The following is a 22,817-nucleotide window of genomic DNA, read 5'->3' as shown; positions in this document are numbered from 1 at the left end:
AAAAACGTAATGTTGGAATTGGTCTCATCGGCAGAACACGTCAGCATGCAATTAGCTCTTTGGAATGGAGCCAATGTATAAAGCAAATCAATGGAATGTTGCCCGTGACGAATATCAATCTCATCTATCCTGAGTCATCTCCGGCCAAGCTTTGGGTAGATATCAACCGTCCTTTATCGCTTGCTCTTCAAGCTGAATTGATTCATAGAGGGTACGAGTTGCGGCAGGTGGACGCGGGCCTTCAGGCGCTTTGTTCAGAAAAATCGAACATTCCTACGTTCAATGAGCTTTTGACGCAACTGTTGGATGACGAAGTTACTCGTAGGAAAATTCCACTAAATACATTAGTGCGGCTGGATATGTTTATGGAGGCCTCTGAATGAACGCTAACTTCGTTGTGGGAAGCCTGCTGCCATTCGGTTTTCATCGGCTCGACGATCAGTCCGTTGTAGCCGTTAGTGCTGCAGGTGACCATGCCTTTTTGACGCAACAGGAATTGTCGGCTCTAGTCCAAGCACCTGAAAAATTAGAGTTCAAAAAGCGCGCGGAACTACAATCTAAGTATTTTTTGACCGGAAAAAGTTCTTTCGGAACTCTAGAGCTATTACGATCACGAATAGCGGCCCGGAAAGAAACTGTATTGGCAGGTCAGTCTTTGCACATAATTGTGCCTACCCTTCAATGCGAACATTCTTGTCAATACTGCCAAGTCAGCAGACGTCTTGAAGATGTGGGTCATTCAATGACCCCAATTCAGATTGATGCTGCTTGCGCGACTATTTTTCAAAGTCAGGCCAATGCTCTGACAATTGAGTTTCAAGGTGGCGACCCGCTGCTCCGTTTCGATCTTATTCAACGAGCAATTGATCTTATTCAAAAGATGAATCTGGAACACAAGCGCCGTATTCGTTTCGTGGTTGCATCAACGTTGCACCAATTAACCTCTGGAATGTGTGAGTACTTTAGAAATAATCAGGTCTACCTCTCAACGAGCCTTGACGGCCCGGCGACGTTGCACAATAAAAACCGCCCATTACCATCGCGTGATTCGCATGCCCGGACTTTGGCAGGAATCGAACTGGCACGGCGTATCATGGGGCCACACGCGGTTGCAGCATTGATGACCACAACTAAAGCCTCTCTTGCGTACCCTGAGGCCATTGTGGATGAGTATGTAAAAAATGGATTCACCGAAATTTTCATACGACCGTTAAGCTTGTATGGATTTGCCAAACGCAACATCAAGCATTTGGGATACACCCTTCCAGAGTTCACAAACTTCTATCAGAAAGCTTTGCATCGTGTCTTAGAATGGAACGCCAGAGGTACTGAGTTGCGTGAAGGTACCGCCGCACTAATTTTTAACAAACTTTTATCACCCTTCGATGCGGGTTACGTCGATTTGCAAAGCCCGACAGGGTCTGGCCTTGCTGTTCTGGTCTACAACTACGATGGTTATGTCTATCCAAGCGACGAGGCACGGATGCTCGCCGAAACGGGAGATTGTTCTTTGCGTTTAGGTTCTATTGGTGAGTCCCTTGCACAGTTAATGACTTCTCCTGTCATGAGGCAGCTGATAGAAACAAGTATTTCTACTCAAGCAGTGGGCTGTGAAATTTGCGCGTTCAATAGTTTTTGCGGGCCTGATCCAGTGGGGGCGCAAGCTGAGTTTGGTGACATGAGGACTGTTGCTTTGCTTACTGAACACTGCAAACGATATAAATGGCTCTTCGAATACTTTTTTCGTAAGTTACGAACTGCCGACGACGATTTTCTCGATATTGCCTATCGCTGGGCTCACCCCGCTGGATATTCTGATGCGTAAGGTCCGTGTACGAACGCATGGCGTTGGATATCGAACAGTAGCTAGAGTCATTTCGCTCGAGAATTTGAGCGCGCAGTGGCGACCCGAATTGAGATTTTTAGTGAGGGCCGCAGATGCGGAGGGGATCACCAAAGTTGCGCAACTGCGTAGTGCTGGGCTAACCAACCTAATTTTACTGACACCTAATCTCCATGCCGCAGGCCAATGGCAGGCAGAGACTGTGGTTGAAACCGGCGGCATTCTGATGGACGAAGACGTAGTAGCCGTCGCCGACCACATGAATCACGCGCATGTCCTATTTCGGTATACAGACCAGCACCACACTGTTTTCCTCACCAATCGGTGCAATAGCTATTGCCTAATGTGCTCGCAGCCCCCGACAAAACATGACGATAGCTGGTTGGTGAACGAGGCGGTAGAAGTCGCCAATCATATAGCTAGCTCTCCGCATACATTGGGATTTTCCGGAGGAGAGCCTTTGTTGCTGGGTGAGCATCTACGTCTAGTGCTTGATACCTTTGCTCATCAACATCCTAGCACTCGGTACGACGTGTTGAGCAACGGCAGGCTGTTAGCTGATCCGATCTATGCTGAGCACATGTTAAAGGGGTTGAGTGAGCGCGTGACATGGATGGTGCCGCTCTATGGGCATGCTGACTTTCTACATGACTTTGTCGTGCAGAGTCCGGGGGCATTTGAGGAGACACTGGCTGGTCTATTGAATCTTCGTCGATTTGGGCAAGCCGTTCAGTTGAGAATCGTGCTGATTCGCCCTGTTTTGGAAAACCTTGCAGCGCTTTGCGAATTCATTGGTCGTAATTTGCCTTTCGTCCGTGAGGTCGCATTAATGGCATGTGAACCCATTGGCTTTGCTTTGGCAAACCCTGAACTGACCGACATTGACCTTCGAGACTGGAGCACGGAGCTCAGTCACGGCTTCAGGACACTGAAGCGAGCGAAGGTACCTGCCATTTTGATGAATGCCCCACTCTGCGCTCTGCCACAAACTCTGTGGCCGTATGCACACAAAAGCATCTCCGATTGGAAACGTACGTTTGCTGAGGACTGTGCTACGTGCAGAGTGAAAACAGAGTGTGCAGGCCTTTTCTCATGGCATCACCCAGGTAAACATTCGATGAAAATCCAAAAAATTGAAGGGATTATCAATGTCTAAATTCATCACGTCGCTGTCAGCATTCATTGCCGGAACTTCTTTGGTGAACACGGATGTGCAAGCCCTGGAGCAGGGGCTGAAGAACCCTTTCGGCAGCAGACTCGATCCGGTCAGCTTGCGTCCGCTTAACATGCCCGGCGATAACCTATACGCAGCCCATCGATCCCACTCGTCACATTCCTCGCATTCATCTCACAGTTCAGGAAGCGGTTCCTACTCTGCTCCAAGCCGGACTTACACGGCTCCAAGTAAGACTTATTCCCCCCCTAGTCCTGCCTATTCAGCACCAAAAACACCTTACTCGAGCAACTTTGGAACGAGCGGTTCGAACAGTCTTGGTGGTTCCACCGGTAGCCGCAATCCTGTAGACGCAGGAAGGCCTTCGACAGTCAGCCCCATCAGCTCAGATTTCGATCCTAATAATAAAAAACTCATGGAGCTAATTCGGCGCGTACAGATGGGTTTGATTATCAAAGGTTATGAACCTGGCACCATAGACGGCGTGATGGGCGAGCAAACTCGTTTGGCACTGAAATTATTCCAGTCTCATAACAGCTTGCCTGCAGATGGCATGATGGGTACGCAAACACTGAACGCCTTAGGCGTGATTGTTCCCAAATGAATCATAAGGTCTATAGATATATTCGATTTTGGGCTCCTGTGATATCCGTGATCGGACTGGGCTTCATTGTCTTCCATGATTATGTTCGACCGCTTATTGCCGAATATAGTCACGGTGATGAGTACAAGCGACTCGCTTTAGAGTGCGACCTGGCAATGCATGAGGAAGCTGCGCTACGGGGATTGATCGGAAATGATCCACAGTCCGAACGTCTCAGGTTAAGTGCAGACGTTGGGATGATGGTCTGTCACGACTACGACATACTTCGTAAACAGCTATTAATTCAGGGTCTATCAGAAGACCAACTGGCGATGTTAGGCCTGGAGGTACTTGAAGTAGAACAAATCACGGTACAGCAGATGGTCGATGCTCATCGCATGGATAGATTTTAATATGAGGAAGTCGATTCTTACGTATTTTATTTTCCTCTCCTGGATTAGCCATCTGCAGGCGTCGCAACTTAACCATGAAGATCAACTTCTGAGGAAAGTGCTCACTGCCTATCGTGTTGAGCCCATGACTACCAGGCCGTTGTTCATGGGGCCGAAGGAAAAGTTAGGGCAGATGCTGTTTTTTGATCCCGTCATGGGGGGGCCAAACAACACGACTTGCGCGACTTGTCACGTCCGTAGCAAAGGCAGTGTTGACGGGTTGCCTATGGCTGTGGGTATCGGCTCAAGCGGAGTGGGAGAGCAAAGGCTTCAATCTCCAGAAGCTTTTGTCATACCCAGAAATGTGCTCCCGTTTTTTAATCGTGGAGAAAGCGATTTTACCGCTCTATTTTGGGATGGACGAGTACAGATGGGTGAAAATGGGAATTTTGAATCGCCTATGGGTAATAAACTGCCAAAGGGATTCGAAAATCTACTTGCCGTCGCAGCAAGCTTTCCCCAAGTTGAACCTGATGAGATGCTGGGCCGATCTGTACGCCGCGGAGGTGAGAACCAAGCCACCTACCATGCGGATCTAGTCGATATGACAGTCGACCCTGACAACTTTCAAGAGCGGACATTGAATGTTTATAGTAATTTGGTTAAACGCTTGTTAGGCACTTCGGCCGCCTCGACCCCTATGCAATCAGAATATAGAAAACTCTTCCAATCAGCTTATCCGGCTACAAGCGAGTTTGATATTACTCATATTGGCAATGCCTTGGCAGCTTACATTTCCTTGGCGTTTCAGCTTAAGCCAGCAGCTTGGGATAGCTATGTAAGAGGAGAAATCTCCGCTTTATCCCAGCAGCAAAAAAAAGGAGCGATGATTTTCTTCGGGAAAGGGCGCTGTGCGGTTTGTCATACAGGTGAGGAGTTCTCGGATTTTAAATATCACGGACTTGCCGTGCCGCAACTCGACGTTGGCAAACACGGAGGTTATTTAGATTATGGAAGGGCAAAAGCGACGGGGTTGGCCATAGATCGCTTTCAATTTCGCACTCCACCGCTACGTAATGTTACGCGCACTGGGCCATGGGGGCACAACGGTGTATTCACATCCTTGGAAGAAGTCATTAGTCATCACTTCAACCCCATTCCATTAATGTTTGCCGCGCAGAAAGGCCGACCTCGCGAAGCGGAACTCGCGGGGCGGCTGCTGAGGTACCGCTCCCCCATCCTTGCCGAGATCTACCCGATGGCGCCAAACGACGTGGGGGCAGTCGTCGCGTTTCTAGAGGCACTGCAATCAGATCCTATTTTGTCAACTGATGAAGCTCTGCCTAAATCAGTCCCCTCAGGGATGAATCAGTTCATTGTTGAATGAATCGCACTGCGCAGAACCGAAAACGTCATCCTCCAGGGGACTTTCAGGAAGCGTTTGAGGCCGGTTTTCTGCTGCGTTTGCAGCAGACGCTGCTCAACCTTCGTGAAGCTGCTGTATCCCGATCAACAAGTTTCGATGCTTGAGACTTTGCTTTTCCCGCCAAACCCTCTGATCAAGCGATCTTTGATCGCGCCGATCGGAGGGTTCACTCGCTTTTTGTCGAAGGCACTTCGTTCCATCCTTCCATTTCAAATTTGATTAGCGTCACTCCTCTTTTACCCATCAGTAATTGCCCTCAATCTCTGTCAAGTGCAACGCAGTTTCAGCATTAGAACCGAGCTTGTCGTAGAACTATGTCTAGAGATGTGGCGACTCCGGCGACAGCGGCGACAACCCATGCAGCACGGGGCCTGGAGCGTGGCGACAAAAGTGGCGACAGTCGCCACTTTTTGCACGCTTTGGCCGTGACGCTTGACCGTCTTTTCGAGTGGGTATAAAAATTGGTGCACGGACCGCTGTTGTTGACAGCACCAGCCCAGGTAGCCAGAACCTTTAAGGCTACGCCACTTGCGTGGTGGTTCTCCCGAAGTGCGATTAGCGTCCGGCGGCTCGCACGGTCACTCCCCAAGAGTGATGGATGCCCACTCGACTGATCTGCCCTCTGCGGCAGACGATGAACCTTCCTCGCTGCGCTGCAGCAACCTCACCTTTCGGCACACTTCGTTGCGCCAGACTGCGCCCGTCTCTTTCTGCTGGAAAGAGACGGGCGCTCGTACCACTGCTGCAAACCACGCCGTACAAGGCATTGCCGCAACTCTCCTCGTGACAATCGGCCTGACAAATCTGATTCGTCGCCATCCGCATCGATACAGGCACCGGTGCCGCAGCCTTTGGAAGGGCTGCACCTGACTGACAGTCAGGCATGCCCCAGGTGTCCATGTCGTTGCCTTCTCCTGCTCAGGATCTCCAGGTGCCGAACTCGTCAGTGTCGGCACAGCCTCCACCCGCCCGCATCTTCGGATGCGACTAAGGAGGCCAGATTCATGGGTTCATGCCCTCGCTCCCGGTCGTAAGGAGCCGTGTGTTCCGCGTCAGTGAACACCTCACAGGCCGCAGGGGCCTTGATCCCTGATAACACTCAACAGCCGTGGCGGGACTACGTGAGGACAACCAGCAATTACCGAGGAGAGGGCCCATGCAGCAGTTAGATCCGAAGCTTGAACTACCACGACCGCCTCGACCGCTGATTGAGTCAAACCCCGTGGCCGAGCCTTATCCGGTCCAGGCACTGGGTGGAATTCTTGGGCCTGCGGTTGAGCGCATGGCCGAGGTCATCGGCGTGCCCCAGGCACTGGCCGCACAATCGGTCTTGGCTGCCTCGGCGCTAGCCACTCAAGGTCATGCGGGCTTGCAACTCGATGGACGAAATTACCCCCTGTCGCTGTTCCTGATTACAGTGGCCGCGTCAGGTGATCGCAAGACCGCGGCAGATCGTTTTGCATTGCTGCCAGCACGGCAATGGGAGCGTGAGCAGTGGCAGCGCTACCGTGAACAACTCGCCCGGTACCGTGTCGCGCAGCGGCAGGCGCAGCGTATCAACCCTGGCTATCCCGACCCCACAAACGGCGTACCGCTTGAAGCGGAGCCCTCTGCACCTAGGCTGATCACCACGGATCCGACTATCGAGGCCCTGATCAAGGGACTCTGCCATGACTTGCCGAGCATGGGCCTGTTCTGTGACGAGGGGGGACAATTCCTCGGTAGCAGCACCATGAGTCGAGATAACCGTTTGAAAGCGGTTACGACCTTGTCGTCACTCTGGGACGGCAGTCCGATAGATCGCGCGCGGTCCATGGTGGGTGAAAGCTTGCGAGCTTACGATCGACGCTTAAGCCTGCACCTGATGCTGCAACCGTATCTAGCCATGCAGTTACTCAGTGACCCGTTGCTGCTGGGGCAAGGCATTCTCGGTCGCTGCCTCATGACCTGGCCCACCAGCCTGGCCGGACAACGCAGTTACCAGGCTGTCGACTTGTCCAAAGACCCCGCCCTAAAGCGATATCACCACCGTCTTTCGGCCCTGTTTCATCAGCCTTGGTCGCTTTCCGCTGACGGTGCCTTGCGGCTGTCACCGCTGAGCCTCAGTCCACTGGCTCGTCGTCGCTGGATTGATCTGCATGATGCCATCGAGGCCCAGTTGGGTGAGTTTGGCGAGTTGGCCAGCGTACGGCCTAGCGGATCGAAGGCCGCCGACAACCTGCTGCGCGTCGCCGGCAATCTGGCAGTCGTGGAGGAGAGCAGCGTCGTGGAGGTCGATCATATCCAACGGGCCTCGGCCTTAGTCGGCTATTACCTCTCCGAGATCCAGCGCCTGACCGAACAGGAACCGGTGTGCCGGGTAAAAGAGGAGGCAGACCGGCTGCTGCGCTGGCTGCAGGTCAAAGATTGGAAGCGCTTCAGTATTCGGGAGCTGAATCGCAATGGTCCCCGATTTGCCCGTAAGAGCAGTCGTCATGCCGCCAAGCTGTTGGTCGAGTTGATTGATCATCAGTGGCTGAGCACCGACGGTTGTACCTTCGAGGTGCGCCATGTTCAATCTTGATGAAGCGCTGCGCAACCACCTGGCTCAGCGCCAAAAGGAGCCGAAAGCGCGGTTTGTCGCCGCGACTGTCGCCACTTTGTCGCCACGCTCAAAGCCAGGCAGGACAAGGGTTGTCGCCGGTGTCGCCGGTGTCGCCACCACCCATAAAGCTATCACCTCGCCGACAGCCATCATCCAATGGTTGAAAGAGGAGGGCGCGCATCTCTACGTCTCCGATAACAGGCTGTGTTTTCGTCCGACGGATTGGGCCCAGCTCGCCATCGTGAGTGCGTACTGGCAAGCCCTTTTGCATGATCTCGCTGCAGTCGATCAGGAACAGAAAAATGGCTCGGGTCGGTAAGCGAGCGGGACGTAATTTTGGCTTCGGTCGCCAGCTCAGCTATGCCGGACCGCAAGCACTGAGAGATCTGTTTGGCGACGGCCATTTTGCTACCGTCAAAGCCCATAGCGATCGCTGGCAGGCATTCGTGCGTTGGTGTCGATCCGAGGAAGGGCCAAGGCTCAATGACGCGCGACAGATCGACCGCGAGATCCTTATGCGGTACGCCTTCCATTTGCGCGAGCAGGTTGATCAGGGCAACGTCGGCATCGCCACCGCACAGAACCGCCTGTCCAGCGTGAACCGAACGATGGCCGCGCTGCGCGGTGATCAGTACGTCAAAATCCCCAGTCCGAGCAAGGCGCTTGGCTTGCAGCGCTCAGGTGTGCGTAGTGAGGCCCCGCAAGGCCAAGACCGTGTCCAGGTCGAGTTGATCACACAGGCGTTGTCAGAGCGAGGCCAGCAATCGAGGGTGAGTGCCATTGTGCTCCTTGCTCGGGAGACCGGCATGCGCCTGCGTGAAGCGATCTTGGCGGACTTGCCCCGGCTGCAACGTGAGGCTCGGCAACTGGGCAAGATCAATATCCAGGACGGCACCAAAGGCGGTCGATCAGGCGCATCTGCACCGCGTTGGATTGCGGTCACGGATCAAGTTCGTGGCGCCCTCGACAGGGCCAGCGAGGCTTCACCCAAGGGCAGTCGGAATCTGTTAACACCTGATGAAAGCTACAAAGATTTCTTACAGACAATCGTGCGACCGGCACGGGACATCCTGCATGAGCATGGATTGAAAGGCTTTCATGAACTGCGGGCGGCTTACGCCTGTGAGCGCTATGAGCAACTGACCGGCTTCTCCGCGCCCATCAATGGCGGTCGTGGTCATCGAGACGATCGAGCACTCGATCAGCGTGCACGCCAGCAGATCAGCCACGAGTTGGGGCATAACCGCATCGACGTGGTGAGTGCCTACATCGGAGGTCGTTGATGAAGTCCGAGTTCGATATGGCGTTGTTTCTGAGTCCCGTGCTCAAAGGTGCGCATGCCACGCGGCAGCGGCATATCAGGCAGGCAGAAAGGATGCACAAGGCGATTCGTGAGCGCTGGAGTTGTGCGACCCCCTGGTCCTGGAAGGAAAAGCACACCAGATGGTTTTTAGAGCACTATCTGCGTTGCTCAGCACCAGCGACCGTCTATTACTATGAGTTAACAGCAGGGCTGATCCGCCGCAGAAAGGCGCAACTCGTGGTTGTCTGATAGACGCTTTTAAGCGTGAGCCCCTGAGTATGGGAATGCGGAGCCTTCCCATACTCAGGGGCTTGGCCGAAGAAGCGCAGGCATGCGGCAGATTTAGCGACAGTCGCCACTTCAGTCGCCCTGCTGCACGACACGGATTGTCGCCGGCTCAGCGTATCGGCACGACGTTACGGTCCCTGGTTTGATTGATGGCGGATGCCGACAGGCTGCCGGTGGCTGCCTTCTGGATATGTTCACTCCACCAGGCCATCATCGGACGCCGGCGTTCGATGTAATCCGCCCGGTTGTAGGCGCTTCGAACTTCGTCTTTATCGACATGCGCCAGCGCGACTTCGATCAGCTCCGGATCCCATCCATGTTCGTTCAGGATTGTGCTGGCCATGGAGCGCATTCCGTGGCTGACCAAGCGGTCCTGAAAACCCATTCGTTTCAACGCCATGTTGGCTGTTTGGCTATTCGCGTGGGTGCGCGGGTTTCTATCTGACGGGAACACATATTCCCTGTGGGCGCTATGGGGCTTAAGCGTCTCCAATAACGAGAGTGCATGTTCGGTCAGCGGGATTGTGTGCGGACGACGCTTTTTCATTCGCTCCGGAGGGATGGTCCAGAGGCGTTTGTCGAAGTCGATATCTGCCCATCGGGTGGTCGCCGCTTCGGAGGGGCGGGTCATGGTGTGCAGCTGCCATTCGATCAGGCAGCGGGTCGTCCGCTTGATGCTGGCGTTCGCGATTTCCATCATGAGCTCGGGAAGCTCATCAGCTGGTAGCGCGGCCATGTTCTCTTTTTTGGGTTTCTTGAAGACCGCTCGAATGCCGCTGAGAGGGTTGGCAAAGATCATTCCGGAATTGACCCCGTAGGTCATGATCTCGTTAAGGCGCTGGCTTACCCGCTTCACGGTCTCGAGGCTACCTTTGGCCTCAATCGGCCGAAGGAGCTTGATGACCATCGGGGCATTCACTTCTGATAGCGGCGTTGATTTCATGCTCGGAAATACATGCAGCGTGAGTGAGCGCCAGATGTCTTCGGCATACGCCGGGGTGACGGAATCCTTCTTCAATTCGAACCACGCGGTGGCTACGTTCTCGAACGTATGTTCCGTTTCCGCTCGTTTGGCTTCCTGCAGTTCATTACGCTGAGCTTTGGGGTCGATGCCCTGTGCAAGCAGCTCTCTAGCCTCAACGGTTTTCTTCCTGGCTTGCGCAAGAGAAACCTCGGGATAAGAGCCGAGTGCCATGTTGATTCGATTCTTGGTGACGGGATGCCGGTAGTTGAAATTCCACTGCATCGAGCGATTGACTCTGACACGGAGCTGAAGCCCGTCGCCATCGGTGAGGACGTAATCCTTGTCTCTCGGTTTGATCGCCTTGAGCTGGCGGTCGGAGAGGCGGGTGGTTTGAGCGCACATGAGAAGTACTCCATGACACTTTTTGGTATTCCCAAGATTAGCCCTGGGTAGCCGGGAATACCATTGGGAATACCAAATCGCCTGGAACTCTAAAAACCTCGAAAGCCCCCAATAGCCCTGAAACCCCAGTATTCACTGGATTTCAGGCACAAAAAAAGACGTCCGTGGACGTCTTTAGATGATGAAGTGGTGGAGCCGGGGGGATTTGAACCCCCGTCCGCCAGTACTCCGCTGTCGGTACTACATGCGTAGCCGTTTCTATTAAGTTAACCCTCAGCGACCCGAAGGGCAGGGTGCTTTGGGCGAGTTGTGTAAGTTTTAGCCGCTTCGTCCACAACGTACTGCACGGCGATTCTGTTCTATATGACAATCACTTCGGGTTTACAGACATCCCCTAGTGATTGCTGGGCCCGAAGGCACCAGAAGCTCAGGGCTAAGGCTGCTTACGCAGCGAGAGCGAATTCCTGGCCGTAGTTTTCGTCATTGGCAACTATAAGTAGTTGCAACAGTGGATTTACGAGTTCTGTTACCAACTCGGCATGCACCTAAAGTTTCGCGACCGGCGTCGAATCCTAAACGGCCCCTTACTCATTGCTCGTGAATCTGGTGAGCAACAAGCCTGTACAGTGTACGGCAAAGCGGCCCAGAAGGCCAACCCGGAGATTGGCCAGCTGGGTGGGGATCATTTATTGGTGCCGCTGGTAGCCTTCCGGATGTCCTGGATGGTCTGGGTAGTCTCAGCAATGCACTTCTCGGTGCCTTCCTTGGTGTTCATAGCCTGGTGCGCCTTGGCTTGCTGGACACTGGCGTCGACACGGGTCTGGATTTCCGGTGCCTGTATCTGCGACTTGCTATTGGCGATGGTCTGCAGATTCACTTCGCAAAGGTCGTCAGTGGCCGCGAAAGAAGTGGAGGCCATCATGGAAGCAGTAACGAACAGACCTAACAGTACAGAACGTTTCATGTGTATCTCCTTGAACTGAGGCGCCAGGCTTGGCTGGCGTCAGGACGGGCTGCCGAGTTTGGGTAAAACCCGGCAGGGCCGGGTTACCCGGTTGACTACAGCCGAGCGCAAGGGTTCTATTTTTTCTTCAGTTGGCTCGCGCGCGGGTGACTCGATCCACCAGGTAGACCAGGCCGTGGTAATCGATTCCGCCGTGTTGGCTCAGGCCGATTTCGCAGGTGCGACTGGTGGATATCCCTTCGCTGCAGTGCTGCACGGCATCCTTGAGCGAGCGCAGCGAATGCGCGTTCAGTTCAGGGGTGGTGAAGCCTTTGTCGCCGGCGAAACCGCAGCAGTGGATGCCTTCCGGAATGACCACGTTGGTGCTGCATTTGCGCGCCAGGTCAATCAGCGCCTGACTTTCGCCCAGATGCTGAGTGCTGCAGGTGAAGTGTACGGCGATGGGGGCTTGCTGCGGGGTGAAGTCGAGGCGATCCATCAGGTGGGTGCGGATGAATCGTACCGGGTCGTAAAGGTCCAGGCGTACCTCGCCGAGGTCCTGCACCAGGCGCAAGGTGCACGGGCTGGTGTCGCAGTAGATCGGGTCGAGGCCGCCACGGCTGGCGTGCAGTAGCGCGCCGATCAGTTCCTGGCGCTTGTGTTCGGCCTGCTCGGCATAACCCTTGGACGCGAAGGGTTGACCGCAGCAGAGGCTGTCCAGGTTTTCCGGAAAGACTACCTGGTAGCCGGCCTTTTCCAGAAGGCCACGGGTTTTGTCGTACAGCGACATCTGCTCGCTGTCGCCGGCTGCGGGGCCCATGACCCGTGACACGCAGGCCGCCAGGTACACCACCCGAGGGCGTTGGTCCGAGAGGGTCGGGCTGAAGCGAATGGCTTTTTCCGGCTGCGGCATGGCATTGGTCCATTGCGGGACCTGGCCTTTGGACAATTTTGTCAGGGTCGCCGACAACTTCGCCAGGCGCGGGGCTCCCAGGAGCATTCGTGCGCCGTTGGCCACATGCAGGGTGAAGCGGGCGCCTTGCAGCGCGGTGGCGAAATTTCCTTCCAGCCAGTCGGCGGCTTTCTTGCTGGTTGCCTTGCGGCTACGGAGTTTTTTCACCAGCTCGCCGGTATTTATTCCTACGGGGCAGCGTTGCGCGCACAAACCGGTCGCGGCGCAGGTGTCGATGCCTTGGTATTCGTAGGCGGCTTCGAGCTCTGCGGTGTCGACGCCAGCGCGTTTCTTCGCCTGGATATCACGCCAGATCACGATGCGCTGGCGCGGGCTCAGAGTCAGTCCCTTGGAAGGGCAGACCGGTTCACAGAAGCCACACTCGATGCACTTGTCGACTATCTCGTCGGCGGCGGGCAAGGGCTTGAGATGCTTGAGATGGATCTGCGGGTCCTGGCTGAGCACCACATCCGGGTTGAGGATGCCGGCGGGATCGAGCAGGCGCTTGAGCTGCCACATCAGCTGGTAGGCATCGCTGCCCCATTCCAGTTCCACGAAGGGCGCCATGTTGCGGCCGGTACCGTGTTCGGCCTTCAGCGAACCGCCGAACTCCACCGCGACTAGCTGCGCGACATCGTCCATGAACGCCTGGTAGCGCGCGACTTCTTCGGGGTTGTTGAAGCCTTGGGTGAAGACGAAGTGCAGGTTGCCCTCCAGGGCGTGGCCGAACAGGATCGCTTCGTCGTAGTGATGTTTGTCGAACAGTTCGATCAGGCGGTTTACCCCGATCGCCAGCTGTTCCACCGGAAAGGTGACGTCTTCGATGATCACCGTAGTGCCGGTTTTACGCACGGCACCGACGGCGGGGAAGGTGTCTTTGCGGATCGCCCAGAGTCGGGCGTTCTCCACCGGGTCTTCAGTGAAGTCGACTTGTTTTTCCACTGGGAACGAGGTCAGCGACGCCATGATTCGCGCCAGTTGTTCCTGCAGCAAAGTGGACGACGCGGCGCGGGATTCGATCAACAGCGCGCAGGCATTGTTCGACAGTTGCTGTACGAAAGCCGGCATGCCGGGTTTGTCCTGCACCGAGCGCAGGCTGCGGCGGTCGAGCAGTTCCACGGCGGACACCGGCTGGCTCTTCAGTACACTCACCGCGTTGCAGCAGGTTTCGACATCCGGGAAGACGATCAGCGCCGAGGCTTTGTTGGGGTGATCAATCACCGTGTCGTAGGTCACTGCGCTGATAAAGCCCAGCGTACCTTCGGAGCCCACCAGCAGGTGGCTCAAGATATCCACAGGCTCGTCGAAATCCACCAGGGCGTTGAGTGACAGGCCGGTGGTATTTTTCAGACGGTACTTGTGGCGAATTCTCGCAGCCAGTTCGGTATTGTCGCGGGTTTCGCGACCCAGTTCCGCCAGGCGCTCCAGCAGCGTTGCGTGACTCTGGCGGAATGCCGCGACACTGGCCGGGTCTTCGGTGTCGAGGCGGCTTCCGTCAGCCAGTACCAGGCGGATGCCGGCCAGGGTGTGATAGGTATTTTGCGCGGTGCCGCAGCACATGCCGCTGGCGTTGTTGGCAACGATGCCGCCGATTTTGCAGGCATTGATCGACGCCGGGTCCGGGCCGATCTTGCGCCCGAACGGCGCCAGCCATGCGTTGGCCTGGGCGCCGATCACGCCCGGTTGCAGGCGGATTTGCGTGCCCTGACCGCGGATCTCGCGGCCGTTCCAGTTATCCCCAAGCACGATCAGCACCGAGTCGCTGATGGCCTGGCCGGACAGGCTGGTGCCCGCGGCGCGGAACGTCACCGCAACCTGGTCCCGTTGCGCCAGCTTGAGCAGCGCCACCACTTCGTCTTCGGACTCGACCCGAATCACCAGCTTGGGAATCAGCCGGTAAAAGCTGGCGTCGGTTCCGAACGCCAGCGTCGACAGCGGGTCGTCGAAGCGCCGCTGCGGGGGGATCAGTTGCTGCGCGTCGCGCAGGAAAGCCGCCGGTAAAGTCATTGGTCCTCCAGAATCAAAACCACCAGGTCTTTCGGACCGTGGGCGCCGTAGGCCAGCACCTGTTCGATGTCAGCGGTCTTCGACGGGCCGGACACCAGCAAGGCATTGGTAGGCATGCCTTGCGCCCATTCGAATTCCTGCTGCACCTGATAAAGGTTGTCGCGGATTTCGCTCGCCTTGAGCAGGGCGAAATGCACCGGCGGTACCAGGCTCATCAGGCGCGGTTCTTCGCGAGTCGGCCAGAGGATCAGGCTGCCGGTAGCGGCGATCGCACCCAGGGTGGTGGTCAGGCTGGCCGGGGTATCGTGGAACAACTCGGCTTTCCATTCCTCGATCGGTCGATTGTAGGCTTTGAGTGTCGGCAACTGAGGATTGTTCGCCCAGTGCTGAGTGACGCGTTGACCGTGAGCTGTAGTCGGTGCAATCAGCAAGCTGGGCAGCTGACGATCCTTGACCAGTTGCGCAAGCAGTTCCGGCCACTGTTCGTCGCAGGTCAGGTGAATCTCGGTGTGCACCGCTTCCATCAGTTTGCGCAGTTGCGGGATGCGTTGTTCGGGCGTGTAGGTGTAGGGCGCTGTCAGCAGTCCGACGTCGAAGTTGTCGGCCACCGGCGTGGTGCCCGTCAGGCTGTTGCGCAATTTTGCGAGGATGTTTTGCTTGGCGCTCATCAACGATCTCCCTGTTTGGCCAGATGCTCGCGGGCCATGTCATGCAGTGAGCGGGCAGCGGGTTTTGGTGCGCTGTGGTTCTCCGTCCACGGGCCAACATTACTCGGTGCCAGAGCGCGCAGTCGTGTGGCGAAAAAGCCGAATAGACGATACAGCGTCGGCGAACTGTTGAGCCTGGCCCAGGCGTTCCAGATGAACCGTTCCTTGCGCGAATATTTGCTGCCCTGGCCGCGCATCACCTGGTGCGGGCTGTCTGGGGCCTTGACGTTCTCTTCCCGCAGGCGCCGCAGCAACGCGGGGATAGGAATTTTTACCGGGCACACTTCACCGCATGCACCGCACAGGGAAGACGCGCTGGGATGGTCCGGAACCTTTGCCAGGCCAACCATGTGCGGGGTGATGATTTTGCCGATCGGCCCGGGGTACACCTCGCCGTAGGCGTGGCCGCCGATTCGGGTGTAGACCGGGCAATGATTCATGCAGGCGCCGCAGCGGATGCAATTGAGGGTCTGGCGCAATTCGCTGTCGGCGAAAGCCTGGCTGCGACCGTTATCGAGCAACACCAGGTGCACTTCCTGCGGGCCGTCGAGTTCATGCTCCTTGCGTGGGCCGGAGATCATGTTGACGTAGGTGGTGATCGGCTGGCCGAGGGCTGAACGGGTCAGCAATGACAGCAGCGGCACCACGTCGCGCAGGTTTTCCACGACTTTTTCGATGCCAGTGACGGCGATGTGCACCGGCGGTACCGTGGTGGTCATGCGCCCGTTGCCTTCGTTTTCCACCAGCAGCAGGGTGCCGGTTTCGGCCACGGCGAAGTTGACACCGGAGACTCCAATGTCCGCTTCGAAGAATTTCTGCCGCAGGACTTTGCGACCGATCTGAATGAGTTGGTCTACGTCCTTGGTGTACTCCACGCCAAGTTTGTCGTGGAACAAGGACGCGACCTGACCGGCATTCTTGTGGATTGCCGGCATAATGATGTGTGAAGGCTTCTCGTGGTCGAGCTGGACGATGTACTCGCCCATGTCCGATTCCAGGCATTCAATGCCCCGATCAGCAAGGAAATGATTCATTTCCATTTCTTCGCTGACCATCGATTTGCCCTTGATCACTTGCCGCCCCTCGTGAGCGCGGATGATCGAGAGGACGATGCCATTGGCCTCGTCCACCGTTTCCGCCCAGTGCACTGTCACACCGTTGCGGGTCAGGTTCTGTTCAAGTTGCTCGAGCAGGTCGGGCAACTTGGATAAAGCACGGGCGCGGACGGCATTGCCGAGCGCTCGCAGATGTTCTCTTTCGTGGGCATCGCTGAAAGACGCGGCCCTCTTTGTCATCAATGAATCCATTGCAGTGCGAAAGTTGTTTCGCAGCTGCTGGTCACCCAATGCCGTGTGGGCCCGGGTGCGAAAATCTTCTTCCACGGCAACCGTAGGAATTATCGCGGAAGCGTTCATTGAACACCTCCGGTGCGCTGCCAGAGGAAACTCGCCAGGTGCTGACCGCGCAACGCCGCCTTCTGTTTCTCCAGCGAGCCGTTGATGTTCATCAGGCAGCCGCAATCGGCACTGAGCACCTGATGCGCGCCGGACTCCTGCAACGACCGCGTCTTGTCCGCAACCATCGCCCCGGAAATGTCTGGCATACGGACGCTGAACGTTCCGCCAAAGCCACAACATTCACTCTCGTGGCTGTGTTCCACTCGCTCCACGTTGCGCAGCTGCGCCAACAACTCGCGGCCATGCAGGTGGGTATTCATCTCCCGACGTGCCGAGCACGAAGTGTGCAACGCCACTTTCACCGGTGCGCCGCTGTCCTTGAATTGCGCCTTGCAGACGAACAAAAGGAACTCGGCCAACTCGTAGGTGCGGGCTGCCAGGGCCTGCACCTGTCGCAACGTATGCGGCTCGTCCTTGAACAGGTCGGCATAATGCTCGCGCAACATGCCCGCACATGAGCCCGAAGGCACCACCACCGGATAATCCTCGGCGAACAGCGCCAGCTGGGCTCGCGCTACAGTCCGGGCCTGCTCGGTGTAGCCCGAGGTATAGGCCGGTTGCCCGCAGCAGCTTTGCCCTTGCGGGTACTCGACTCGAATGCCTTCACGTTCCAGCAGGTGGATCGCATCCATGCCGGCCTCGGGGTAGAACAAGTCCACCACACAAGTTCCGAACAGATACACCCGTCCTGGTTTTTCGCTGGGGTATTGCCGAGGTTTCGGCAGTGGCGGTGCAACTCGGGTCGCATTCGGCACTGCGTTGTAAAAAAGCTCGCTCATCAGGCGTGTTCTCCGGGTGGTCCCGGTTATCCGTCTGCTGCGGCTGCTGAATATAAAGAGGGAAGCTTTCAGCAGCCTTACAGACCGGGTGGTGAATAGCTGACGCCGGAATCGTGGTCCTGCGTCGGTTTAATGCCTATTGCGTGTAGTCCTTAGTGCACCAGCATGCCGGTGAGCCAGTAGGCCTGCGCCAAGGTGATCAGGCCGACGATCGTGGCGAAGAACAGGCTGTGCTTGAGGGTGAAGCGGAACAGGTCCGATTCCTTGCCCACCAAGCCGGTTGCGGCGCATGCCACGGCGATCGATTGCGGCGAAATCATTTTTCCGGTCACGCCGCCGCTGGTATTGGCCGCCACCAGCAGGGTGTCGTTCACGCCGATCTGATGCGCGGTGGTTGCCTGCAGGGAGCTGAACAAGGCGTTGGACGAGGTATCGGAACCGGTGAGGAACACGCCCAGCCAGCCAAGGAACGGCGAGAAGAACGGGAACGCTGCGCCAGTGCCGGCCAGGACCAGAGCCATGGTCGAAGACATGCCCGAGTAGTTGGTGACGAAGGCGAAAGCCAGCACCATGCCGATCGACAGAATCGGCCAGCGCAGCTCGTAGAACGTCTCGCGCAAAGTGGTAAGACCAGTTTTGAAGTTGATCTTCAACACCAGCATCGAAATCAGTGCGGAGAAGAAAATCGCCGTGCCGGTGGCGGAAATCGGATCAAGCTTGAACACCGCTGGAATTGCGGTAGGCGCAGTCACGATTGGCGCTACCTTGATGACCATCTGGTCCAGGTGCGGGATCGCGAAGTTGAACACCCAGCTGTACATCGAGCCGCCAGCGGCGAACATTGCCTTGAACGGTTTCAGGGTCCAGATGGTGACCAGTACGGTGAGAATCAGGAACGGCGACCAGGCTTTGAAAATCTCGCCGAGGCTGTACGGAGAGGCCACGGTGCTGCGCGGCAGGCCAAAGCCGCCAGCGCTGGCGGTAACCACGGAGGCCGACACGGCGCCTGCGATGTGTTGGCCGGCGGCGCGTTTTGGCTGCCAGACTTTCAGGAACAAAGTCAGGGAGATCAGGCTGGCCAGGGCCGAGGTGATGTCCGGCAATTCCGGGCCGATGAAGTTCGAAGTGAAGTACTGGGTGATGGCAAAGCTCAGGCCCGCCACCAGTGCTGCTGGCCAGGTTTCACGAACGCCGCGCATCCCGTCCATCATGAACACCAGCCAGAAGGGCACGAACAGCGACAGCAACGGCAGTTGGCGACCGGTCATGGCGCCAATCTTGAACGCGTCGATCCCGGTGACTTGCCCGGCAACGATGATCGGGATGCCCAGTGCGCCGAAAGCCACGGGAGCCGTGTTAGCGATCAGGCACAGCCCGGCGGCATACAGTGGGTTGAAACCCAGGCCCACCAGCAGCGCGGCAGTAATGGCGACCGGGGCTCCGAAGCCGGCCGCACCTTCCAGGAATGCACCGAAGCAGAAGCCGATCAGCAGCACTTGCAGGCGCTGGTCGTCGGTAATCGACAGCACCGAGCTGCGGATCACTTCGAACTGGCCGCTCTTGACCGTCAGTTTGTAGAGAAACACCGCTGCCACGATGATCCACGCAATCGGCCACAGGCCGTAAGCGAAGCCGTAACCAGCGGCAGCGAATGCCATGTCCACCGGCATCTGGAAAGCGAAGATCGCGACCGCGATCGACAATGCCAGTGTAATGCTGCCGGCCACGTGGCCCTTGAGGCGGAACACCGCCAGCGCGAGGAAGAAAAATACGATGGGTATGACGGCCGCGAGTGCGGACAGACCAAGGCTGCCGAGCGGACTGTAGAGCTGTTGCCAGGTTTGCATATGGGGTGGCCCCTAATTGTTGTTGGTCAGGCACTGATCAGCGTGCTTGGATAATTGGTAATACCAATTTACAATCGCTGTTGGCTAGGGTAAAAGCCTTCTGGTGGGTGTGTCAATTTGCCGCCCTGAAACTTTTGTCGTAGGTGCGCCTGGCGGGTCGATTTTTTAGCTCGACTTAGCCGCGTCTGGCAGGTGCCTGCGCAGTGCCGATAGGCCAGAATAGAGAGCCCGGCGAGTGGTCGGGATCGTGGAGAAATGAGTCATGGGGTTTGATCAGATTCGGCAGCGCCGTTTGTCTGACGATATTGTCGAGCAGCTCGAAGGGATGATCCTGGAGGGCACGCTGAAGGCGGGTGAGCGATTGCCGGCCGAACGTGCGTTGGCGGAGCAGTTCGGCGTGTCGCGGCCGTCGTTGCGCGAAGCCATCCAGAAACTGGCGGCCAAGGGCTTGCTGGTCAGTCGTCAGGGTGGTGGCAACTATGTGGTGGAATCCCTGGGGACGACGTTCAGTGATCCGTTGCTGCATCTGCTGGAAAGCAATCCCGAGGCTCAGCGCGATCTGCTGGAGTTTCGTCACACCCTGGAAGCTTCATGCGCCTACTACGCGGCGCTGCGCGCGACCGACGTTGATCGCGAGCGATTGACGGCGGCCTTCAATCAGCTGCAGGACTGCTACACGCGACACGATGAAGTCAGTCGCGCGGAGGAGGGCGCCGCCGATGCGAAATTCCACCTGGCGATTGCCGAAGCCAGTCACAACGCGGTGTTGTTGCACACGATTCGTGGGCTGTTCGATCTGCTCAAGCGCAATGTCGTGACCAACATCGGCGGGATGTACAAGCAGCGCACCGAGACTCGCGACATGCTGATCACTCAGCACCGGGAGTTGTACCTGGCGATTATCGAGGGGCGTGCCGAGCAGGCGCGAGAGGTATCCAGCAGGCATATCCTGTATGTGCAGGAAGTACTGGAGGAGGTGCGTCAGGAAGTGCAGCGCGTGGCTCGGGCGGAGCGGCGCAAGGGGATGTAGTCAGTGAGATTTGTGGTGGATGTGCGATCGCCATCGCGAGCAGGCTCACTCCTACACGGGTTATGTAAACGATACAAAACCCTGTAGGAGTGAACCCTGCTCGCGATAGCGGTCTCAGGCTGAAAGAAGATTAATCTTCCTTGCCCTTGTTCCGCACCGCGCGCTGTAGCTCTCGCCCGGCGTCGCGTTCGCGCTCGGTATCACGCTTGTCGTATTCCTTCTTGCCCTTGCCCAGAGCGATCTCGCACTTGACCATGTGCTTGCTCCAGTACCAGGACAGGCATACGCAGGCGTAACCCTTCTGCTGCACGGCCGCGGCCAACTTTTCCAGCTCGCGCCGGTTGAGCAGCAGCTTGCGCGTGCGGGTCGGGTCAGCAATGACGTGGGTGCTTGCGGTCATCAGCGGCGTGATATGACTGCCGAGCAGCCAGGCTTCGCCATCCTTGAGCAGTACATAACTGTCAACCAGTTGTAGCTTGCTCGCCCGCAAACTCTTTACTTCCCAGCCGGCCAGGACCAGACCAGCCTCGAACCGATGTTCGATGAAGTAATCGTGTCGCGCCTTTTTATTTTGCGCGATGGTCCCTGTGGGGTGTTTCTTCTGTTTAGCCATAGGGCCGGCATTATAGGGAGTTGCAAGCAAGTCGGCTACGGTATCGCTACGTGCTTGAGCAGGTTGATTGAATCCCGGACAATGCGCGCTCTTTTTTGAACGCTTGGGCGTGATAACGATGTCGACAGACAAGGTTTCTGTCCACGGCAGTTGGGCTAGCCGCTGGGTCTTCATACTCGCCGCGACCGGTTCGGCCGTGGGCCTGGGTAGTATCTGGAAATTCCCCTACATGGTCGGCGTCTATGGCGGCGGTGCCTTTGTGCTGATGTTCCTGGCCTGCATCGCGCTGATCGGGGTGCCGGTCATGCTGGCCGAAACCCTGATCGGCCGTCGCGCCCGGCAAAGCCCGGCGAACGCCTTGAAGGTGCTGGCCATTGAGGCGGGGCATTCGGGCAAGTGGTCCTGGGGCGCATTCGCCGGCATGATCACGGCGTTGCTGATCCTGTCTTTCTATAGCGTGGTGGGCGGCTGGTCGCTGGATTACATCATCGACATGGGGCGCGGCGATTTCCAGGGCGTTACGCCTGATCAGGTCGGCGCCTATTTCGGTAATGTGATTGCCGACCCTTGGCGCCTGACACTTTGGCACACAATATTCATGCTGCTGTCGGCTGTGGTGATCGCCAAAGGCGTGGTCGCCGGGCTTGAACGCAGTCTGCGGATCATGATGCCCCTGCTGTTCGTGATGATCCTGGTGTTGCTGGGTTACAGCATGACCACTGGCCACTTTATGGAAGGCGTGCATTTCATGTTCGACTTCCATCCGGAAAAAGTCCTCGATGGCCTGCTGCCAGCGATGGGCCACGCGTTCTTCTCCCTGAGTGTCGGCGTTGGTTCGATCATGATCTACGGCGCGTACATGCCGAAGGACTCGTCGATATCCGGTACGGTGGTGGGTGTGGCGCTGCTGGATACCTTCGTGTCCCTGGTTGCCGGGTTGGCCCTGTTCCCCATCGTGTTCGCTGCTGGCTTGAACCCGAGCGAGGGCCCCGGGCTGATGTTCGTCAGCCTGCCGTTCGCCTTTGGCAACGTAGCGTTCGGCCAATTGATGGGCGTAGTGTTTTTCGTGCTGGTGGCCGTTGCAGCCTGGAGCTCGGCGATTTCTCTGCTGGAGCCGATGGTGGCGTACCTGGTGGAGCGAACCAAAGTCAGCCGCGCCTGGGTTACGTTCTGGCTGGCTTTCACCTGCTGGTTTGTCGGGCTGGGCACGGTGTTTTCCTTCAATATCTGGAAGGAAGCCAAGTTTTTCGTGAACGAAGGCGGGATGTTTCACCTCTATCAATGGGGTGCGGCGGGCGGTCTGGACTTCTTCGGCGTGATCGATTTCTTCACCTCGCGAATCATGCTTCCCCTTGGCGGGCTATGTTTCGTGATGTTTGCAGGCTGGGTGATGGGCCGTGAGGCGGTGCGTGACGAATTGTCGATCCGCAGCCCGGCACTGTTCGCCCTGTCCCTGTTTTTGATGCGCTATGTGGCGCCCATCGGCATTCTTGTAGTGTTTGCCGCCCAGCTGTGGAAGTGAC

General features: G+C 56.9%; 20 protein-coding genes and 1 other RNA gene. 12 read left to right on the top strand and 9 right to left on the bottom strand.

Annotated features, from left to right (window positions below; all coding sequences use genetic code 11):
- Positions 1–104 precede the first annotated feature (104 nt).
- From ORL50_RS12995 to ORL50_RS12950, 10 genes are all read left to right on the top strand, one after another.
- Positions 105–383, top strand: coding sequence for a hypothetical protein (locus tag ORL50_RS12995; protein WP_141234448.1), 279 nt, complete (start codon positions 105–107; stop codon positions 381–383).
- Positions 380–1,825, top strand: a complete 1,446-nt coding sequence (hxsB, locus tag ORL50_RS12990; protein WP_095145087.1) for a His-Xaa-Ser system radical SAM maturase HxsB — start codon at positions 380–382, stop codon at positions 1,823–1,825. The genes ORL50_RS12995 and hxsB overlap by 4 nt, the downstream gene beginning before the upstream one ends.
- Positions 1,818–2,999, top strand: coding sequence for a His-Xaa-Ser system radical SAM maturase HxsC (gene hxsC / locus ORL50_RS12985; protein WP_095145086.1), 1,182 nt, complete (start codon positions 1,818–1,820; stop codon positions 2,997–2,999). Before hxsB ends, hxsC begins: the two co-directional genes overlap by 8 nt.
- The gene (gene hxsA, locus ORL50_RS12980) at positions 2,992–3,621 is read left to right on the top strand and encodes a His-Xaa-Ser repeat protein HxsA (protein ID WP_095145085.1); all 630 of its coding nucleotides are present in this window, start codon (positions 2,992–2,994) and stop codon (positions 3,619–3,621) included. Before hxsC ends, hxsA begins: the two co-directional genes overlap by 8 nt.
- A complete protein-coding gene (locus ORL50_RS12975) occupies positions 3,618–4,013 on the top strand; it encodes a TIGR03982 family His-Xaa-Ser system protein (RefSeq protein WP_095145084.1) in 396 nt (131 codons plus the stop codon). Before hxsA ends, ORL50_RS12975 begins: the two co-directional genes overlap by 4 nt.
- On the top strand, positions 3,988–5,379 hold the full coding sequence (locus ORL50_RS12970; RefSeq protein ID WP_237885442.1) for a His-Xaa-Ser system-associated MauG-like protein: 1,392 nt from the start codon (positions 3,988–3,990) through the stop codon (positions 5,377–5,379). The genes ORL50_RS12975 and ORL50_RS12970 overlap by 26 nt, the downstream gene beginning before the upstream one ends.
- A 1,195-nt stretch (positions 5,380–6,574) precedes the next feature.
- The gene (locus ORL50_RS12965) at positions 6,575–7,981 is read left to right on the top strand and encodes a YfjI family protein (RefSeq protein WP_073452169.1); all 1,407 of its coding nucleotides are present in this window, start codon (positions 6,575–6,577) and stop codon (positions 7,979–7,981) included.
- A complete protein-coding gene (locus tag ORL50_RS12960) occupies positions 7,968–8,321 on the top strand; it encodes a hypothetical protein (protein WP_095145082.1) in 354 nt (117 codons plus the stop codon). The genes ORL50_RS12965 and ORL50_RS12960 overlap by 14 nt, the downstream gene beginning before the upstream one ends.
- On the top strand, positions 8,305–9,285 hold the full coding sequence (locus ORL50_RS12955; RefSeq protein ID WP_095145081.1) for an integrase domain-containing protein: 981 nt from the start codon (positions 8,305–8,307) through the stop codon (positions 9,283–9,285). The genes ORL50_RS12960 and ORL50_RS12955 overlap by 17 nt, the downstream gene beginning before the upstream one ends.
- A complete protein-coding gene (locus tag ORL50_RS12950) occupies positions 9,285–9,554 on the top strand; it encodes a hypothetical protein (RefSeq protein WP_073452175.1) in 270 nt (89 codons plus the stop codon). Before ORL50_RS12955 ends, ORL50_RS12950 begins: the two co-directional genes overlap by 1 nt.
- A 148-nt stretch (positions 9,555–9,702) precedes the next feature.
- Here the strand turns inward: ORL50_RS12950 and ORL50_RS12945 are convergent, their stop codons facing one another.
- The 8 genes from ORL50_RS12945 to ORL50_RS12910 form a co-directional block, all read right to left on the bottom strand.
- On the bottom strand, positions 9,703–10,959 hold the full coding sequence (locus tag ORL50_RS12945; protein ID WP_073452177.1) for an integrase domain-containing protein: 1,257 nt from the start codon (positions 10,957–10,959) through the stop codon (positions 9,703–9,705).
- Positions 10,960–11,146: 187 nt separating this feature from the next.
- Positions 11,147–11,543: a transfer-messenger RNA gene (gene ssrA, locus ORL50_RS12940) on the bottom strand.
- Positions 11,544–11,641: 98 nt separating this feature from the next.
- A complete protein-coding gene (locus ORL50_RS12935; RefSeq protein ID WP_266015244.1) occupies positions 11,642–11,923 on the bottom strand; it encodes a PA2433 domain-containing protein in 282 nt (93 codons plus the stop codon).
- Positions 11,924–12,050: 127 nt separating this feature from the next.
- Positions 12,051–14,861: an FAD-binding and (Fe-S)-binding domain-containing protein gene (locus ORL50_RS12930; protein ID WP_266015241.1), complete on the bottom strand. Its 2,811-nt coding sequence runs from the start codon at positions 14,859–14,861 to the stop codon at positions 12,051–12,053.
- The gene (locus tag ORL50_RS12925; protein WP_266015238.1) at positions 14,858–15,529 is read right to left on the bottom strand and encodes a LutC/YkgG family protein; all 672 of its coding nucleotides are present in this window, start codon (positions 15,527–15,529) and stop codon (positions 14,858–14,860) included. Before ORL50_RS12925 ends, ORL50_RS12930 begins: the two co-directional genes overlap by 4 nt.
- Positions 15,529–16,983 carry a LutB/LldF family L-lactate oxidation iron-sulfur protein gene (locus ORL50_RS12920; protein WP_266015235.1) on the bottom strand — a complete coding sequence of 485 codons (1,455 nt, stop codon included), beginning with the start codon at positions 16,981–16,983 and terminating at the stop codon, positions 15,529–15,531. Before ORL50_RS12920 ends, ORL50_RS12925 begins: the two co-directional genes overlap by 1 nt.
- Positions 16,980–17,804, bottom strand: coding sequence for a (Fe-S)-binding protein (locus ORL50_RS12915; protein WP_266015232.1), 825 nt, complete (start codon positions 17,802–17,804; stop codon positions 16,980–16,982). The genes ORL50_RS12920 and ORL50_RS12915 overlap by 4 nt, the downstream gene beginning before the upstream one ends.
- A gap of 152 nt (positions 17,805–17,956) precedes the next feature.
- The gene (locus ORL50_RS12910) at positions 17,957–19,651 is read right to left on the bottom strand and encodes a lactate permease LctP family transporter (RefSeq protein WP_266015229.1); all 1,695 of its coding nucleotides are present in this window, start codon (positions 19,649–19,651) and stop codon (positions 17,957–17,959) included.
- A 262-nt stretch (positions 19,652–19,913) separates the two neighbouring features.
- Here ORL50_RS12910 and ORL50_RS12905 point away from each other — a divergent pair, with 262 nt between their 5' ends.
- Entirely contained in the window at positions 19,914–20,681 is a 768-nt protein-coding gene (locus ORL50_RS12905) for a GntR family transcriptional regulator (protein WP_266015225.1), read from the top strand.
- A 130-nt stretch (positions 20,682–20,811) separates the two neighbouring features.
- Here the strand turns inward: ORL50_RS12905 and smpB are convergent, their stop codons facing one another.
- Positions 20,812–21,294 carry an SsrA-binding protein SmpB gene (gene smpB / locus ORL50_RS12900; RefSeq protein WP_028623113.1) on the bottom strand — a complete coding sequence of 161 codons (483 nt, stop codon included), beginning with the start codon at positions 21,292–21,294 and terminating at the stop codon, positions 20,812–20,814.
- Between the two features lie 118 nt (positions 21,295–21,412).
- Here smpB and ORL50_RS12895 point away from each other — a divergent pair, with 118 nt between their 5' ends.
- Positions 21,413–22,816, top strand: coding sequence for a sodium-dependent transporter (locus ORL50_RS12895; protein WP_266015222.1), 1,404 nt, complete (start codon positions 21,413–21,415; stop codon positions 22,814–22,816).
- Position 22,817: the final 1 nt, after the last annotated feature.

This window comes from Pseudomonas sp. RIT-562 (assembly GCF_026241895.1).
Taxonomy (GTDB): Bacteria; Pseudomonadota; Gammaproteobacteria; order Pseudomonadales; family Pseudomonadaceae; genus Aquipseudomonas; species Aquipseudomonas mandelii_F.
Note: the sequence above shows the minus strand (reverse complement) of the source record. Positions and strands in the feature narration are given on the sequence as shown.

Coding starts and splice junctions, on each gene's coding strand:
- ORL50_RS12945 (WP_073452177.1), bottom strand. CDS start 10,959: ATGTGCGCTCAAACCACCCGCCTCTCCGACCGCCAGCTCAAGGCGATC.
- ORL50_RS12950 (WP_073452175.1), top strand. CDS start 9,285: ATGAAGTCCGAGTTCGATATGGCGTTGTTTCTGAGTCCCGTGCTCAAA.
- ORL50_RS12910 (WP_266015229.1), bottom strand. CDS start 19,651: ATGCAAACCTGGCAACAGCTCTACAGTCCGCTCGGCAGCCTTGGTCTG.
- ORL50_RS12905 (WP_266015225.1), top strand. CDS start 19,914: ATGGGGTTTGATCAGATTCGGCAGCGCCGTTTGTCTGACGATATTGTC.
- ORL50_RS12960 (WP_095145082.1), top strand. CDS start 7,968: ATGTTCAATCTTGATGAAGCGCTGCGCAACCACCTGGCTCAGCGCCAA.
- ORL50_RS12915 (WP_266015232.1), bottom strand. CDS start 17,804: ATGAGCGAGCTTTTTTACAACGCAGTGCCGAATGCGACCCGAGTTGCA.
- ORL50_RS12975 (WP_095145084.1), top strand. CDS start 3,618: ATGAATCATAAGGTCTATAGATATATTCGATTTTGGGCTCCTGTGATA.
- hxsA (WP_095145085.1), top strand. CDS start 2,992: ATGTCTAAATTCATCACGTCGCTGTCAGCATTCATTGCCGGAACTTCT.
- ORL50_RS12920 (WP_266015235.1), bottom strand. CDS start 16,983: ATGAACGCTTCCGCGATAATTCCTACGGTTGCCGTGGAAGAAGATTTT.
- ORL50_RS12970 (WP_237885442.1), top strand. CDS start 3,988: ATGCTCATCGCATGGATAGATTTTAATATGAGGAAGTCGATTCTTACG.
- ORL50_RS12895 (WP_266015222.1), top strand. CDS start 21,413: ATGTCGACAGACAAGGTTTCTGTCCACGGCAGTTGGGCTAGCCGCTGG.
- ORL50_RS12965 (WP_073452169.1), top strand. CDS start 6,575: ATGCAGCAGTTAGATCCGAAGCTTGAACTACCACGACCGCCTCGACCG.
- ORL50_RS12955 (WP_095145081.1), top strand. CDS start 8,305: ATGGCTCGGGTCGGTAAGCGAGCGGGACGTAATTTTGGCTTCGGTCGC.
- ORL50_RS12930 (WP_266015241.1), bottom strand. CDS start 14,861: ATGACTTTACCGGCGGCTTTCCTGCGCGACGCGCAGCAACTGATCCCC.
- hxsB (WP_095145087.1), top strand. CDS start 380: ATGAACGCTAACTTCGTTGTGGGAAGCCTGCTGCCATTCGGTTTTCAT.
- ORL50_RS12925 (WP_266015238.1), bottom strand. CDS start 15,529: ATGAGCGCCAAGCAAAACATCCTCGCAAAATTGCGCAACAGCCTGACG.
- ORL50_RS12935 (WP_266015244.1), bottom strand. CDS start 11,923: ATGAAACGTTCTGTACTGTTAGGTCTGTTCGTTACTGCTTCCATGATG.
- smpB (WP_028623113.1), bottom strand. CDS start 21,294: ATGGCTAAACAGAAGAAACACCCCACAGGGACCATCGCGCAAAATAAA.
- hxsC (WP_095145086.1), top strand. CDS start 1,818: ATGCGTAAGGTCCGTGTACGAACGCATGGCGTTGGATATCGAACAGTA.